The organism is Sphingobium sp. TomMM7A, from assembly GCF_055397305.1.
Genome location: NZ_AP027312.1, coordinates 654,726 through 671,213 on the forward strand (window position 1 = coordinate 654,726; position 16,488 = coordinate 671,213).

The 16,488-nt window shown below is 60.0% G+C and carries 13 protein-coding genes and 2 pseudogenes; 6 read left to right on the plus strand and 9 right to left on the minus strand.

Annotated elements, in window-relative coordinates; translation table 11 throughout:
- Positions 1–54 precede the first annotated feature (54 nt).
- The 9 genes and pseudogenes from ACZ5ZH_RS15680 to ACZ5ZH_RS15720 all read right to left on the minus strand — a co-directional run bounded on the left by ACZ5ZH_RS15680 (position 55) and on the right by ACZ5ZH_RS15720 (position 8,113).
- Complete coding sequence (locus ACZ5ZH_RS15680) at positions 55–342, minus strand: transposase domain-containing protein (protein ID WP_460988303.1); 288 nt, start codon at positions 340–342, stop codon at positions 55–57.
- 58 nt (positions 343–400) lie between these two features.
- Positions 401–747: pseudogene (gene tnpB, locus ACZ5ZH_RS15685) on the minus strand (IS66 family insertion sequence element accessory protein TnpB).
- Positions 744–1,028, minus strand: coding sequence for a hypothetical protein (locus tag ACZ5ZH_RS15690; RefSeq protein WP_460988300.1), 285 nt, complete (start codon positions 1,026–1,028; stop codon positions 744–746). The pseudogene tnpB and the gene ACZ5ZH_RS15690 overlap by 4 nt, the downstream one beginning before the upstream one ends.
- A gap of 103 nt (positions 1,029–1,131) precedes the next feature.
- A pseudogene (locus tag ACZ5ZH_RS15695) lies at positions 1,132–2,287 on the minus strand (MFS transporter).
- Positions 2,288–2,394: 107 nt separating this feature from the next.
- Positions 2,395–2,616: a hypothetical protein gene (locus tag ACZ5ZH_RS15700; protein WP_464773300.1), complete on the minus strand. Its 222-nt coding sequence runs from the start codon at positions 2,614–2,616 to the stop codon at positions 2,395–2,397.
- Positions 2,523–3,350 (minus strand): hypothetical protein, encoded by an 828-nt coding sequence (locus ACZ5ZH_RS15705; protein ID WP_464772942.1) that lies wholly within the window; start codon positions 3,348–3,350, stop codon positions 2,523–2,525. Before ACZ5ZH_RS15705 ends, ACZ5ZH_RS15700 begins: the two co-directional genes overlap by 94 nt.
- Positions 3,351–3,418: 68 nt before the next feature.
- Entirely contained in the window at positions 3,419–4,318 is a 900-nt protein-coding gene (locus ACZ5ZH_RS15710) for a cellulase family glycosylhydrolase (protein ID WP_464772943.1), read from the minus strand.
- A 51-nt stretch (positions 4,319–4,369) separates the two neighbouring features.
- Entirely contained in the window at positions 4,370–5,686 is a 1,317-nt protein-coding gene (locus ACZ5ZH_RS15715) for an MFS transporter (protein ID WP_464772944.1), read from the minus strand.
- 156 nt (positions 5,687–5,842) lie between these two features.
- A complete protein-coding gene (locus ACZ5ZH_RS15720; protein ID WP_464772945.1) occupies positions 5,843–8,113 on the minus strand; it encodes a TonB-dependent receptor in 2,271 nt (756 codons plus the stop codon).
- A gap of 334 nt (positions 8,114–8,447) precedes the next feature.
- On the opposite strand from ACZ5ZH_RS15720, the gene ACZ5ZH_RS15725 reads away from it, so the two are divergent.
- From ACZ5ZH_RS15725 to iolB, 6 genes are read left to right on the plus strand one after another with little or no spacing between them, the layout of a single operon-like run.
- Positions 8,448–9,494, plus strand: a complete 1,047-nt coding sequence (locus ACZ5ZH_RS15725; protein ID WP_460988297.1) for a MurR/RpiR family transcriptional regulator — start codon at positions 8,448–8,450, stop codon at positions 9,492–9,494.
- A 60-nt stretch (positions 9,495–9,554) separates the two neighbouring features.
- Positions 9,555–10,895: a serine hydrolase domain-containing protein gene (locus ACZ5ZH_RS15730; protein ID WP_464772946.1), complete on the plus strand. Its 1,341-nt coding sequence runs from the start codon at positions 9,555–9,557 to the stop codon at positions 10,893–10,895.
- Positions 10,892–12,823, plus strand: coding sequence for a bifunctional 5-dehydro-2-deoxygluconokinase/5-dehydro-2-deoxyphosphogluconate aldolase (locus ACZ5ZH_RS15735; RefSeq protein WP_464772947.1), 1,932 nt, complete (start codon positions 10,892–10,894; stop codon positions 12,821–12,823). Before ACZ5ZH_RS15730 ends, ACZ5ZH_RS15735 begins: the two co-directional genes overlap by 4 nt.
- Positions 12,820–14,655 carry a 3D-(3,5/4)-trihydroxycyclohexane-1,2-dione acylhydrolase (decyclizing) gene (iolD, locus tag ACZ5ZH_RS15740; RefSeq protein ID WP_460988292.1) on the plus strand — a complete coding sequence of 612 codons (1,836 nt, stop codon included), beginning with the start codon at positions 12,820–12,822 and terminating at the stop codon, positions 14,653–14,655. The genes ACZ5ZH_RS15735 and iolD overlap by 4 nt, the downstream gene beginning before the upstream one ends.
- Positions 14,652–15,545, plus strand: coding sequence for a myo-inosose-2 dehydratase (gene iolE, locus ACZ5ZH_RS15745; protein ID WP_460988291.1), 894 nt, complete (start codon positions 14,652–14,654; stop codon positions 15,543–15,545). The genes iolD and iolE overlap by 4 nt, the downstream gene beginning before the upstream one ends.
- Positions 15,542–16,366, plus strand: a complete 825-nt coding sequence (gene iolB, locus ACZ5ZH_RS15750; RefSeq protein ID WP_460988290.1) for a 5-deoxy-glucuronate isomerase — start codon at positions 15,542–15,544, stop codon at positions 16,364–16,366. Before iolE ends, iolB begins: the two co-directional genes overlap by 4 nt.
- Positions 16,367–16,488 lie beyond the last annotated feature (122 nt).

A 16,488-nucleotide genomic window follows, 5' to 3' on the forward strand; every position in this document is an offset into this window, starting at 1 on the left:
GGTGTTCAACACCTCCACTATGGCACATCGATGCCTCGGGGGGCGTCCACCCCATCAAGTCCACTTCGCTGCTGCCAGCGCAGCCAGGAGCTCATCTTCGCTGGCAGCGGTCTCGCACTCCTCGAAAGCCAGTTCCATCTGATCGAGCAGATGGCGCGTGCGCTCGGAGCGCTGGCCGAAAAGGGTGCGGCGCATCTTCTCATTCTGCAGTTCCAGAAGGGCGTTACGGGCTTCCAGGTCGGCGTTGATCGACTTGATCCGCGCGACTTCAGCGGCAACAGCCTCGGCAGCGGCGAGCCGCTCGCGAAGGCTATCGATCTGTGCTTGCGCCTCGTCCCCCATGCCGGAGCGTATGCAGAAAAGCGCCGAAATCCCTACCTTTTTAGGCAATATCGACCTTTTATCCGGCCAATGTCGGGCGCCATGTGGCCTGCGGATTACGCCAGTCGATCGCCTCCAACATGCAGGCCATCTGTGAGGGAGAAATGGCAATCACCCCGTCCACGGCCGAAGGCCAGATATACTTCCCGCGCTCCAAGCGCTTGGCATAAAGCGACATGCCCACGCCGTCATGCCATATGATCTTGCAGAGGTCGCCACGACGACCTCTGAAAATATAGAGGTCGCCCGCGAACGATCACGTCCAAAGCTCTGCTGCACCTGCAGGGCCAAGCTGCGCATCCCGCGCCGCATGTCCGTATGCCCCGTTGCGATCCATATCCGAACGCCAGTGGGAACTGGGATCACGGCTTGACCGACCGCAGCACGGCTGACGCCAGCCCAGGCGATGCGCCAGCGGGAATACGCACGATCGCCCGCGCAAACTCCACGGTGATGGCCGATCCGGTCACTGGCACCAGATCAGCTTGCACCTGCACCTCAGCAAAGCTCTGTGCTGCCTGCTCTATCTGTCGCCGCCACCTGTAGATCTGGTTCGGCCGAAGATCAGCACGCGGACAATCTCCGCCATGTTCGCGCCGGGCGCCGAAACCGCCGCGACCAGTTCGCGCTTCTGCTGGTCGTTCCATACCCGCCGCCGCTCCGACCCCGAAATTACCGTGATCTGACTCATCGCACCGCCCTTAGTATCGGTGTAAACACCGGCGCTTGCACCGGTGCCATTTCGAAATATCAGCCGATCACCGCAAGGCGGCCCTCATCGGAGCGATACTCTTGTTCGCCAACGCGATCGCCATCAGCATCTTCGGCTTCCGCGAGGTGATAGCCGATCGTCGATAGGATCTCACCCAAAGCTGCGGCGGCAAGTCCGAGGCTCGCCTTTTGCATGAAGGCCGCGAGGCCGAAAACGGCGCCCTCCGCCCTTATGCCGGAATGCCATTCGCCATATTCGACGGTGTCAGGCATCATGGACCAGAAACCAAGAAACGCCGCTCCAGAGCCGAAGCCGGCAAAAATGAGCGATATCAGCACGGTTTCCGGGGCTTCGGGAAGTACCCAGAGCAACGCTGACCCGCTCCATCCAACAAACGCTCCAGTGATCCACATGATGCGCTTGGAGGTGCGTTTCATCACCATAGTCAACATTGGTATCGAAACCATCACGGACAAGGCGAGGAGGCCGAGCGCGGGACCGATGAGGTCCTCCCGGTCGAGCCGGCATTTCATGAAATAAGGCAGGGTTTTCTGGAAGAAGGTGATGCTGATCGAACCCAGCAGCATGGCAGTGCTGACGACCCAGAAAGCTCGATTGCTGCGCAGCATTGTGATTATGTCCCGCGCCGAGGGGCGGTGTTCTTTGATGGCGTCCACGACCTCGCACGTATTTTTGAATACGACCAACAGGATCGCGGTCGCGAGCAGGCCGTAGATGATCGCTGTCCAAAAGAAACCGGTCTGCCCGCCACCCAGAAAATTCACCAGTTTCAACGTCATGATCGCCCCGAAAAGGCCGCCGCCGGCGCCCGCGATCACCCTTATTCCTGCAAGCGAACCGCGTTCGGCGCTATCGCTGGTCAGTGCCGCCGACAGAGCTAAAAAAGGCATTTTGACGACAGCGCACATCGTGCGAAAGACAATGTGAGACGACACCGCAAAAAGAACAGCGCGGACCCTGTAAGGCGGGCGGCAGGAAAATAAGCGCCCAGGACGCTGCAAGCGGAAGTGCGCCCAGAGCAATATAGGGCCTGTAGCTGCCCCAGCGAGTGCGGGTTCGGCTGGCCAAATAGCCGATCAGCGGGTCGAACAGCGCGTCCCAGACCAGCGCGGTTGCGGATACCCAGCCTGCGGTGGCGGGAGGCAGGCCAGGAATATCGGTATAATAGAACAATAGGTAGATGCTTGCTGTCGTGAAAAAAAGATTGAACGAGAAGTCCCCGACGCCGTACCCAAGCCGCTGCCTGGTTTAGAGACGCCAACGACTGGCGCGGTACGAGGTTACTTTCGCGTAACCCGAAGAACGAGACGTCCCCATGAGGCCGCTTCGACATGGAGGGATGCACCGTCGCGCCGTGCCGATCCACCTTTGACCGACCATTCAAAGCCATGGGGATATTGCACCTCGCCTAAGTAGATCTCGCTGGGCTCGATGATTTGCGCATCGAACTCGATTTCAGCCTCGAAAAGGCCGCTTGCGCGGTCAAACCTCTGGCTGATGATAGTCCCTTGGGCGAGACGGACATAGGGTCGGCAAAAGCCTCCATCGCCCGGCCACCAGATCCAATGTCGTGCGGATTACCAACCTGATCCGCAGACCAGATCGACAGATCTTCCTGGTTCCAGCCGTCGCCAATCATGGGATCATTGCTGTTCGAAACGGTGTAGTTCCATTGCGTCGATGACAGCAGCAGGCGGTCGATGGCGTTGTACATCAAGTCGAGCGCTGTCGTCTGAGCCTCCCAGATCGCTGGATCGCGTTCACCAGCGGCCCAGCGCCGGTAAGCTTCTGCGCTGTTCACGTCATATTGGATTCCGCATTCGCCCAAAAGAGCTGGCGAGCCGCGGCCATCGTTCAGGACAGTCGATAGCGACGCGATCAGCGTCATTTCCTCGACATATCCTTCCTCGATCGCTTCGGTGCCCTCGCGGTGAACACCCGACAGGACGTGCGTCATTCCTGTGGCGTCGAACTGCTTGGTGACCATTGCGGTCAAGTCATACCAGTGGCTCGCGTTGACGGTGCGATCCGGCGCATCTTCGGGAAAGCCGTGACCTGCGATCATTTCGAAGGGATCGACTTCTGCGAACAGTAGCCAGTCGGGGCGAACGGCGCGGGCCGTCGCAGTGGCTTGCGCGAAGAAGGGCCCCATATAATCCTGGTTGATCTCGATGTCCCGGCCATCGACCCGCTGGAAATGGTCGTTTTTGAGCGCTACGGGCACGCCGTCCTTCAAATCCCAGACCCCTTCGGCCTGGAATGGGTCTTCCCGGCCGGGTAGCCAGATCGATATCCCTTCCTCGTTCAGCTTTTCCGATCGATGACGCCTTGCCCTGGCGCGATGACCTTCAGTTCGCGCGGCACGCCTGCGGCTAGGGCGAGGCCGTCGAGTACCGACCAGATCGGTCCGCGATAGCGCACGATCGCTGCGTCAAGCGCTGAGCCGATATAGCCGGCGCTGGGTTCATTGAGTGTGTCGAAGCCAATGACATGGTCGAAATCCGCGAGCCGCTCAGCCAAGGTTCGCATTGCGCCGAAATAATGATCCTGGAGATAGTCTTGGACGTTACGCCTTTCCACCTGACACGACGGAGCGAAATCCCGCCCACCGAAGAACAGCGACCACATGATTCCGTTCGCCGGACGGGCGTAGTTGCCGCTCCAGCTCATCACCGAATAGGAGTCCTGCCGCCCACCCAAAGCGGGGTCATAGCGGTATTGCATGAGGTGAGCGGCGCCCGAGGAACCGAATTTCGTGAAGTCGAGCCCGACTACATCGAACGTCCATCCCGGGGCGCCGTCCCCTCCTGACATTCGGGACCACGCATCCTGATGGAAATCGACAAACAGGTGGAGGTTGTGGCGGCCCGCGCGTCGGCACACTTCTGCAAAATAATCGAGATAAGCCTCGTCATACTCGCCCGGCCCGGCATGCTCGACCGCCTCCCAGGTAGTCAGCAAGCGGAGGCAGTTGAACCCCCAATGGCTAATCCGGCTGAAATGAAGGTCCACCTCATCGAGCGGGGCTGGCCGCCCCACAAAGCTGACGACACGATGGTCCGAAAAGTCGGTAGGGCGATAGGTATGCCCGTCCGGCGCGTAGGGAACTTTGGAGTCCCCACCAAAATTGACTCCCCGCAGGATCGTTTGGCGGCCAGCGCGATCACGGAAGGTCGTCCCTTCGATGCTGATTTTGCTGACCATGAATGACCTCCAACCCTAAGCTGCGCGACGGTTTTTGATAGCAGCTTCGCCTCAACGGACGCCACGAATGAAAAAAGCGCTGACCCCCGCAGCAAAAGCCATCACGGCGCCAAACAGATAGAGCGCACTATAGCCGAAGGTTAGGATCAGAGTCCCGGATATTGCGGGCGAGACAAGTTGCGGCGCTGCTGTCGCGACTGCCAACAATCCCATGTCGCGGCCCGCCGACTCCTCTTCCGGCAGGACGAAAGACATGAGCGCCATGTCGATTGCCATGTAGGTGCCGAAAAACATCCCGTTCAGCACCGAATAGAGCAGCATGCCATGCCAACTAGGAGAGATGATCGGCACCATCAGCGATAGGCCCATTCCGATAGCTGAGATCCCGACGATCAGCTTGTGTCGCTGAAACCGGTCGGCAAGCCAGCCTGACAGGAAGATCGCGCCTATCCAAGCTACCATATTTACCGTGCTCAAAATGCTGATGGCAACTTTCACGCTTCGCTGCGGGAGGGTTGCGAGCCCGACGCGGTCCTGCACAAAATAGAAGAGAAAGCCGCTCACCGAAAAGTAGGCGATGAAAAGCAGTGCCCGGGATAGAAATGCAAAGGTGAAATCTGGTGAGCGGAAGCTGGCGAAAAAGCCGCTGATACGGCTCAACAGGGGCAGCTTTTTCACGACCGGAGCGACCCTTTCCGCCCAATATGGCCCTTCCGGTGCGAATACGAGAAAGATGGCCGTCAACACCACGAGCGCCGCCGCAATGATGGCATAGCTGCCGGTCGTATCGGCACGCGCAGCGACATTCACGCCCAATACAATGCCCAGTGGCACGCTGAGCCCGACCATGGCCGACGCGAGGCCCCGCTTCGCCGGAGCGATGCGGTCCGGCAGCACGGCGGTAATCGCGCCCTGATAGAAGTTCGCCGTGAACCACAGCGCGATATAGATGAGGGCGAAGGCCACTAACGAAGCCGCCTTGCTCATCAGCATCATCAAAAGTGCGGACAGCAGCGCCATTGCCGCGAGCCACGGCGTCCGCCGCCCCCAGCGGGAGCGTGTCCGGTCGGACACCGAGCCACCCATGGGTAGCGAAATTACAGCAGCTATTGCGCTGAGCGTCGTGAGGAGGCCGAGATTTGCCACTTTGTCGGCAGGGTCCATCGCCTCCATCTGCGCGGGGATCAGAATCTGTTGCAACCCCTGGAATGTTGCGTACATCGCGACGCCGGGCAGGATCAACAGAGCGATCAGGCGTCGATCACGGCCCTTTGATCTCTGGCTGCGGGAACGTTGGGGACGCGTGCCTCCGTCCCCTGTGTCGATCATGGCACCCTCGCGCTGAACTTGCCCTTCTCCAACTGTCATAACCCAGATTTTCCTCGCGCTGCTTCAGACACCTTGCCTGTTCCTGTTGCGCACTTCACCAAGGCAAAATTGTTATTGGCGTTGCGTGCAGACTGCTTGATGCGGGGCGCGCGCAACGCTAACCATAAAGTAGTGTAACGGCGTCTCTTGAACGAATTAGAAACTGCGTTTCACAGTAACGCCGTATTCCCTAGGGTCGCTCCACCAAGCGAATGCGATTCCGAAGGCGGAATTATACAAATCATTGGCCCAAAGCTTATACCGCTTATTGGTAATGTTCCGGATGTAGCCAGAAATCTCCCAGTCATCATTTTCCGACTTATAGGAGATTCGGACGTTTACCAGGCTTATTGCATTTTGCGTATTATAGCTTGTCGGTGTCGGATTGAACGCTACCTTGTCACGATAGGAGTAATCCACACGCGCGATGATTTCGCCATTCATCGATGGTGCTGGGATAGTATATTGTACACCCAATGAAGCTGTCCATTTGGGAACGAACGTCACGACACTATCAAGCGTGATGTCCGTGACAGACGGATCAATGTCAGTGAACTTGGCGTCGGTATAGCCGACATTGCCCTCGATCTGGAGTTCCGGTGTGAGGATCGCTGTCAATTCGGCTTCAAACCCCTTAACATCGACGCTGGCCGCGTTCGCGACGACAGGCGCGAATGTGGTTGTACCAGGCACGAACCGCAGGATTGTCTGCTGCCGGTCCTTATAGTCGGACTTGAACGCCGCCAGGTTCAGCCGGACGCGATTGTCGAGGAATTGCGATTTGAGGCCGAGTTCGTAGCTCCACACATATTCGGGGTTATAGGGTGTGCTGACCGCGAGAATCGTTTCTGCACGACCATTAAACCCACCCGACCGGTAGCCGCGTGATGCCGAGGCATAGATCAGCGCGTCAGGGCTAACCTTGTAATCCAGGCCGAATTTCGGAGTCCATACGCCCCAGCTCGCGGGGGTAGTCGTCAACGGAACCTGGTCGAATGTGGCAGAATTGATTGACTTGCGACCGCCAGTGAACAGCTTCTTGTCCTTCGTATAACGAATGTCGGCGGTAACCCGCAGTGCGTCCGTGACTTCGAAACTTGTGTGGAGGAAGCCAGCGTATGATTTCGACGTCTGGCGGTTGTCATGCTCCCATCCGCCAGTCCCGCCTAAGCCATCGAACACGTAGGGGGCCAGTACGGATTCGAAGGTCGAACCCTTCTCCCAGAAATAATAGATGCCCGCTACATAATCGAGACGATCACCAAAGGCCTTGCCGTCCAGGCGGAATTCCTGCGTGAATTGCCTGGCCTTGGTGAAGCTGGGCACTTCGGCATATTCCGCTCGCGACCCGTCGGAATTTTCAATCGAGCGCGCACTTACCCGTCGGAAGGCCGAAATGGAATGCAGCGTCGCGCCGCCAAGTTCATATTGGAGGTGCAGGGATGCGCCGAACCCGTTGAGGGTGGAGTCCGTCGGCTGGTTGCCTTCGGTCGCATAGGGATTGCTCGACGCAATTTCCGGATTTCTGTTCAGCAATTGCGGCCCAGGCGCCGTGCCGGCGAGCACTCTGGCATTATAGTCCTGAATTCCCGCCGCGTCGGGGTTATAGGCGATGATGCCGTGGGGCAGGGAATGCTGGCGGCTGCGCGTCACATCGAGGATGAGATCGGCTGTAAAGGCGCCTTCCGGCTTGTACCGCAGGAAAGTTCGGCCCGATTGGATGGAGATGTCGCCATAGCAGGCCCGGTCGCTCGGACGATTATAGAGGCACCCGCGATTGCGCGAAAGGGCGCTGACCTTGACCGCGAGACCGTCTGCAAGTCCGATATCCACCGAACCTCCGGCATCGATGCGGCCATAATTGCCGGCCGTCAGCGCCAATTGGCCTGAACCGTCGCCGACCGGCGCGCGGCTCACGATATTGATGGCGCCGCCGATGGTGTTCTTGCCGAACAGGGTGCCTTGGGGACCACGCAGCACTTCCACGCGTTCCAAATCGAGCAGGTCCATGACGCCGCCCTGCGAGCGGCCATAATAGACGCCGTCCACATAGATGCCGACACCGGGGTCCCCGGTAATCATACCTTCGGCTTGTCCGATGCCGCGAATGAACACTGCTGCCTGATGCGGACTTGCTGCGCCGATATTGGAGAAATATATGTTTGGCGTGAACCGACCGACATCACGCAGGTCCGCCATGGACCGGCTTTCCAGGTCTTCGTTGCTAAGAGCGGTGATGGCGACAGGAACGTCTTGCAGGCGTTCTTCTGTCTTGCGCGCCGTAACGACGATATCAGACAAGCCGTTTGGCCCAGCAGTTCCCGTTCCCGAACTCGTTTGAGCAAAGCCCTGAACAGGCAATACCGCACAGGTGGCCAGCAACACCGCCCGGAAACCCAGCGCTGCAAATCCTCCGATTTTATTCATCCCCATTCCTCTCCTGGATGCCGATCGCTGTTGGCCTACGTCTCGGCATTGGAATGATGATAGCACAAAGCCAGACAATGGAAATACCATTCGCCGTATCGGTCTTCTAGAATTTATCATCCAGTCCGGCGGACGGAAAAATATCGCTATTTCAAATTGGTATATGCACTTCCGGCAAATGAGCATCAGATCTGAAATGTCACATTGCCAGCAACGAATTTCCAAATTCTAAGATTATCAGATTTTCATCTCCGGTGAGCCATGCGATTCGCCTGTGGCGACCTGAGCCGAGATGTCCCACGTCGTGAACGAAACGGCAGCAGGATCGTGCCTAATGAAATACAGGAGCGTTAAAGCTGCTCTGTATCTGCCCGTTAAAAAAGCTGGAATTGTTTTTTACGCCAAAGAATGTAAATTCCAAACGAGGATCAAAGTGGGGACTGAACCATATGCCACCCCAGGCCGGTCCAATGCTGACACTCAAGGGGGAAGGGCATCTATGCCAGAAAAAATAGCACAGCCACGCGAGTTGGAGGAGTTTCTTGAAACGATCCGAGCGCGCTATGATGAACTGAGCGACCGTCTTCAGCGGATAGCCCGGCATATTCTGGACGAGCCCAATGACATCGCGTTCGAAACCCTCGCAGTAGTCGCGGAGCGCAGCAACGTGCAGCCATCTGCTATCGTTCGCTTCGCCCAGGCTTTTGGCTTTTCCGGCGCCAGCCCAATGCAGCGCCTGGTCCGCGACGGCTTACTGCGCGAAGATCGCTCGGTTGGCTATGCCGAGCGCATCCGCCAGCATCGATATGCAGCTTCCGGCGAGCCGGAGGGACCTCGTGAGCTGTTGTCGGAGTTCGTGCAGGGCAACATCCTGGCTTTGGAGAATCTCAATCACGCGGTTGGTTCGCGCGAATTGTCCGAAGCGATAAAAATGCTTCATGAAGCAGAGACCATATTCATTGCCGGGTTCCGCCGTTCCTTTCCTGTGGCCTCCTATCTTGCCTATATGTTGGGACAGGCGGGAAAACGGACAGTGCTGGTGGACGGCCTGGCAGGTTTGCAGATCCAGCAGGTCGGCGGCCTTCGTGCTGGTGATCTGATGCTGGCTATCAGCTTTTCACCCTATAGCCATGAGACATTGAGCCTAGTGGAGATAGCGAAGGGAAAATGTCCGGTGGTGGCCATTACCGACAGCGTCATTGGTCCGATAGCCAAGGACGCTGACCTGATCCTCCAGGTCCGCGAATCGGAGGTGCGGGGATTTCGTTCCCTGGCAGCATGCATGTGTCTCGCGCAATCACTTGCCATCGGTACGGCCGCGCGTCGCGATGAGGCCGCCTCCGCGCAACAGCCTTCAAAAAGCTCTGCACCATCGATTTGAGTGCTTGCACAGAATGTTCTGACCAGATATACCGTGGAATGTAATTTCCATAGGAGAGGTATGGTGGGGCAGCCGGTTGGCGCGGGCGCTGATTTTGCGGAGGAAGTTGGAGCTGCCCAAATCGCGGATTGGCGGCCCGTGGATACCCTTTTTGAAAACGCTGTAGGACGGAGCCTACTAAGTGGTGGGGTGACGGCGGCCTGGCATCGCGGTGCCGCCGCCCACGCCAGCGCGACAGGGTGGCGGGATGTGGCTGCACGTGAAACTATGCGGGCGGACGGCATCTTCAGGATCTACTCGATGACCAAGCCGGTGACGGCGGTTGCGATGATGATCCTTTGGGACGAAGGCAAATGGTCGCCATCCGACCTGATTGCTGATCATCTTCCGGAACTGGCCCATCTACAGGTTATGGAGGATGGTGCGACCGCAGACGCACCTGTTCTCGTTCCCGCCGCTACACCGCCGACGATGGAACATCTGATGACCCATCAGGCCGGTTTCACCTATGGGTTTACCAGCGAGCCAATCGACATTCTTTTCCGCGCGGAGCAGGTCCCGACTATTCCGCATGATGTAAGCACAGACGAGTATCTGGCGCGGCTGGCGCGGGTACCGCTGGCATTTCAGCCCGGCGCTGGCTGGCGCTACGGCGCGTCGATGGACATACAGGGCATCATCGTCGAACGCCTGAGTGGCATGAGCCTTCGCGACTTCATGCGGCAGCGCATTTTCGAGCCGCTCGGGATGATCGACACCGATTTCATCGTTCCGGAAGAAAAGTGGCATAGGCTGGCCACGCTCTATTCCTTGGCGGGCGATACGCTGGTGGAGCTGGACAGAAATGCCGAGCGGCTGGAATATGACACTATCGCAGGTCTATCACCGCGCGATGTGGTTCTGCCCTATGACAGCATTCCCCTGATGGCTTCGGGGGGAGGGGGCTTGGTGTCCACCGCGGCCGACTATCTGCGTTTTGGACGCATGCTGCTGGGGCAGGGTGCGCTGGAAGGGCAACGGATCATAAGCCGCGAAGCCGCTGCTTTGATGATGCGCAGTCATACGCCCGCCCATTTGCTGACGGGCGCGTTCGGTACGGCGCCACACTTGCTGCGTCCCGGCTATGAATATGCCTATAATGGCGTCGTGATCACCGATCCGCAGAAGGCGGGCGTGCGCCTCGGGCGTGATACATATTTCTGGGACGGTGCGGCCGGTTCCTGGTTCTGGATCGATCCGCAGAATGACGTTGTTTTCGTATCCATGATCCAGTCGCTGACCGATATGGAGCGCCTGTCGCTTCAGTTCCGCAGCCGCGGGATTGTTGCTGATATTTTGGAGGGGATTGACGCCCGGGATAGTTTGCCAGATGACGCGATCCACAGCGGGGATGAGCAATGAACCGCGCCGCGAACAGCGTGCGCGCTCTGGAGCTCATCACTCTCGGCCGATCGGGGGTGGACCTGTATGGTGAGCAGGTCGGCGGCCTGCTCGAGGATATGGGCTCTTTCGCCAAATATGTGGGCGGCAGTCCGACGAACAGCGCCATTGGCGCGGCGCGGCTGGGGTTGAATACCGGCATCATTACCCGGGTTGGTTCGGATCATATGGGGCGTTTCATCCGCCATCAGCTGGAGGCGGAGGGCGTTGACGTTGCGGGCGTCGTCGATGATCCGGAACGGCTGACGGCGCTCGTCATTCTGGGCATCCGCGATCCGGAAAGATTCCCGCTGATTTTCTATCGTGAAAATTGCGCCGACATGGCGTTGTGTGAGGAGGATATCGATCCTGGCTATGTGGCGTCTGCCCGGGCGCTGCTGATCAATGGCACCCATCTGTCGCAGCCGAATGTCCGGGCCGCGACGCTAAAGGCAGTGCGGGCGATAAAGGATGCGGGCGGGCGCGTCGTCTTCGACATTGATTACCGCCCGGTTCTGTGGGGGCTGGCAACGAAGGATAATGGCGAGGACCGTTTCGTTTCCAGCGAGCAGGTCACACAGCAGCTGCAGCAAATCCTGCCGTTGTGCGATCTGATCGTCGGAACGGAAGAGGAAATCCATATCCTGGGCGGAACGACCGACACGGTCGCCGCCTTGCGCAAGATCCGCGAGAACAGCGGCGCGCTTCTGGTGTGCAAGCGAGGTCCCGATGGATGCGTCGCTTTCCCGGCGGCGGTGCCCGATCAGTTGGATCAAGGTGTTGTCGGCAAGGGCTTTGCGATCGAGGTTTTCAACGTATTGGGCGCGGGGGACGCGTTCATGGCTGGGTTCCTTCGCGGCTGGCTGCGCGACGAAAGCATTGAGCAGTGTTGCACCTATGGCAATGCGTGCGGCGCCATCGTGGTGTCACGCCATGGCTGCGCTCCGGCCCAGCCGAGCGCCGAGGAACTGCGCGTGTTTCTCTCCCGCAATGACTGGCCGCTGCGGTTACGCGACAGCGCGGCGCTGGAACATGTCCATTGGGCGACCAATCGTCTGACCGGCTATGACAAGCTGACTGTGCTGGCGATCGACCATCGCGCCCAGTTCGATGAGCTAGTCGAAGAGCTTGGTACCAACAATCTGGATCGCGTGACCGAGTTCAAGGAACTGGCGTTGCGCGCCATGGCTCAGGTTGCGGAGGGCGAAGACGGCTTCGGCCTGCTTGCTGACGGGCGCTATGGTCGCTCCGCGCTGGAGAAGGCCGCTGGTGGCCGCTACTGGATCGGCCGTCCGATCGAGCTGCCGGGATCGAGGCCGCTGCGGTTCGAAGGTGGGCGGGAAGCCGCGACGATCCTTGCCGACTGGCCACTCGACCATGTCGTCAAATGTCTGGTCTTCTATCATCCCGACGATCCGGCGGACCTTTGCGCCGAACAGGATCGGCAGATATTGAGCCTGTTCGAAGCATGCCGGGCCACCCGTCATGAGCTGTTGCTGGAAGTCATTGCGTCCAAGCACGGCCCGGTCGGCACTGATACCCTGGCGCGGGTGATCGAACACATCTACGGCTTGGGCGTTTATCCCGATTGGTGGAAGCTGGAACCGGCGGTCGATCCTGCCACCTGGACGGCGATTGAAAAGGTCATAGCGGCGAACGACCCCTATTGCCGGGGCATATTGCTGCTGGGGCTGGCATCTGATGAAAAGTCGCTGCTGGCCGGCTTTGCCGCAGCGGCCAACAGTCCGATGGTCAAGGGCTTTGCCGTTGGCCGCACCATATGGGTGGAGCCCGCCATGCGTTGGTTCAAGGACGAGATTGACGATCACATGGTCATTGCTGAGATGGCGGCCAGCTTCAGCGTGCTGGCGCGGGCATGGCGCGACGCAAGGCAGGACCCAGCATCATGAGCGGAGAAACCATCAGGCTGACGATGGCGCAGGCGCTCGTCCGGTGGATGGCGGCGCAACGCGTCGACATTGAGGGCACAGAACAACCCTTCTTCGCAGGGGTGTGGGCGATCTTCGGACATGGCAATGTCGCGGGCGTGGGAGAGGCGCTGGCGGAGATCGGCGACGCCCTTCCCACCTATCGCGCGCATAATGAGCAGGGGATGGCGCATGCCGCCATCGCCTTTGCCAAGGCCAACCGCCGCCAGCGCGTGATGGCGTGCACTACTTCGATCGGGCCGGGCGCCACGAATATGGTGACCGCCGCCGCGCTCGCGCATGTGAACCGTCTGCCGGTGCTGTTCCTGCCCGGTGACGTCTATGGCAGTCGCCTGCCCGATCCGGTGCTTCAGCAGATCGAGGATTTTGGTGACGGAACGGCGAGCGCAAGCGACTGCTTTCGCCCGGTCAGCCGCTATTTCGACCGCATCACCCGGCCCGAACAGATATTGGACGCCGCGCCGCGTGCCATGGCGGTGATGACGGACCCGGCACGGTGCGGCCCCGTCACGCTGTCGCTGTGCCAGGATGTTCAGGCGGAGGCTTTCGACTGCCCGGTCAGCTTCCTTGAGCCGCGCGTGTGGCGGCAGCGGCGTCTTCATCCGGACGTGGGCGAGTTCAGTGCGCTGGTGCAGGCAATCCGCGCGGCGCAGCGGCCGCTGATCGTCGCGGGGGGCGGTGTTCTTTATTCCCGGGCTGAAGAGGCGCTGGCGGCGCTGGCGCAAGCCACCGGCATTCCGGTCGCGGAAACTCAGGCGGGCAAGGGCAGTCTGGTCGCCAGCCACGCTCAGGCGCTGGGATCGATCGGCGTTACCGGCACCGGCGCCGCCAATCGCGCGGCGCGGGACGCTGATCTCGTGATTGGCCTTGGCACCCGGTTGCAGGATTTCACCACCGGATCGCGCACGCTGTTCCCGGCCCAACTGTTCCAGGTCAATGTGGCCGCGCACGATGCGCACAAGCATGGGGCCAAGAGCGTCGTGGGTGATGCGCGTGAAGTGATAGAGGAGCTGGCATTATCGCTGGGCAAGTGGCGTGTGCCACAGGCTTGGGAGCAGGCTAACGAAACCGCGCGGGCCGAATGGAACCATGCGGCGGATGCTGTCATGGCGCCATCGGACGCGCTGCCTTCCGATGCGCAGGTCATCGGCGCGGTTACCCGCAATGCCTCCGAAAACGCCGTGGTGGTCTGCGCCGCCGGGGGCCTGCCGGGTGAACTGCACAAGCTGTGGCGTGTCCGCAAGCCGGGCGGCTATCATGTCGAATATGGCTTTTCCTGCATGGGCTATGAGATTGCGGGTGGCCTGGGCGTCAAGATGGCCGATCCCAGCCGGGAGGTCTTCGTACTCGTTGGCGATGGCAGCTATTTGATGCTCAATTCCGAGCTCGCGACTTCGGTCATGCTGGGGATGAAGATCACCGTCGTGCTGCTGGACAATGGCGGTTATGGCTGCATCAACCGCTTGCAACAGGCGACTGGCGGCAGGCCGTTCAACAACCTGCTCGCGGATTCCAGGCAAGAGGTTCTGCCGCCTGTCGATTTCGCCGCCCATGCCCGCAGCCTTGGCGCGCAGGCGGAAAAGGTGTCGGGGATCGCGGCGCTGGAAGAGGCGCTGGGTCGCGCCGCCGCGTCAAGCAGCAGCTATGTCATCGTGCTGGAAACCGACCCCGCAATCACGACGCAATCGGGGGGGCACTGGTGGGATGTCGCGGTGCCGCAGGTGTCTTCGCGAGCGGAAGTCGTTGAGGCGCGTGCCCGCTATGAGGATATGAAGAAGAGGCAAATGCCATGACGATACGCTGGGGCGTAAGCCCGATCGCCTGGGCGAATGACGACATGCCCGAACTTGGGGGCGACATCACGCTGGACACGCTGTTGAACGAGGCGCGGCAGATCGGTTTCGAGGGGGTGGAACTTGGCTGCAAGTTCCCGCGGGATGCCGCCACCCTTAAGCCCATCATGACCTCCCACGGGCTGGACATCATCGGCGGCTGGTATTCCACCAATCTGCTGGTCCGGGACGCCGAAGCCGAGATCGAGGCGATGGCCGATCACCTCGCCCTGCTGGAGGCGATGGGGTCGCAGGTTTTCATCGCCGCTGAAACATCCAACGCCATCCACTGCGATCGCTCCCGGCCGCTGGACGCCCATCCCCGGATCGACGATCAGGCGTGGGAACAGTTTGGAGCGCGGCTGAACGCGGTCGCCGCCTATGTGAATGAGCGCGGGCTGCGTTTTGCCTATCATCATCATCTGGGCACGGTGGTGGAGACAGGCGATGAATTGCGGCGCTTCTTCGAAGTTACGAGCGATCATGTCGGCCTGACGCTCGACACGGGTCATTCTCTTTGCGGCGGCATCGATCCGCTGAAGGTCATAAGCGAACGGCCCGAGCGGGTGAGCCACGTCCATTGCAAGGATGTGCGGCGGAACCGGTACAATCGCCTCCGGGCTGGCGGCGCGAGCTTCCTTGATGGCGTGGTCAGCGGCATGTTCACCGCACCGGGTGATGGCATTTATGATTATGAGCCGTTCCTCGGTGCTCTCGCTAGCGTTGGCTATGATGGCTGGATCGTCATCGAGGCTGAGCAGGATCCGGCCGTCGCCAATCCCTATACCTATCAGCAGCTTGGCCTTCGCACGCTGCGGAATATTGCGGCTGAAGTAGGGCTGGCGGCATGAGCCTCAAGGTTCGCAGCCACGAACCCGATGCGCAGGGCGTGGTGCTCGACATCACGCCGGAAAGCGCTGGATGGCGCTATGTTGGCTTCAAGATTGTCCGTCTCGCCGCAGGGCAAGTCCATGATGGGGGTGAAGAGGGCCGCGAAGCATGCCTGGTCATCCTGTCCGGCATCGTTGATGTGACCGCCGGAGAGGAGTGCTTCGAGCGGATTGGTGGGCGGGCTGATGTATTCGCAGGACCTGCGACCTCGGCCTATGTCCCCGCAGGAACCTTCTACAGCATCCGGGCAGCGAGCGATGCGGAAGTCGCGATCTGCACTGCTCCGGGCGGTGGCAACCGTCGTCCGCGTGTCATCGCGCCCGAAGACGTAAGGTTGGAAACGCGGGGGGAGGGCACAAATCAGCGTTTCGTACGCAACATCCTGGATGATGCTGGCGATGCGGAAAGCCTGCTGGTCGTGGAAGTCATCACTCCCGGCGGTCATTGGTCGAGCTATCCGCCGCACAAGCATGATCGAGACGCCTGGCCGCAGGAAACCTTCCTTGAGGAAACCTATTATCACCGCCTGTCGCCGCCGCAGGGCTTTGCCTTTCAGCGGGTCTATACCGACGACCGCTCGATCGACGAGACCATGGCCGTCGAAGATGGTGACGTGGTGCAGGTGCCGCGCGGCTACCATCCCGTCGGCGCGCCGCACGGCTACGACCTTTATTATCTGAACGTCATGGCTGGCCCACGTCGCGACTGGGTGTTCGCCAATGACCCCGCGCATGAGTGGATCGCGCGCGGCGCGCCGTCAGGGCCTGACACGGGAGAATGAGTTGCTGCCTTCGTTCGTCTGCTTGCCGAGCGAAGTGAACCAAAAGTTTTGACGTCTATCGCCTGTCCAGCCCCGCCGGTGGAGATCTGCACTTTATCCATGGCGGCGGCTGGGCGCCCGTG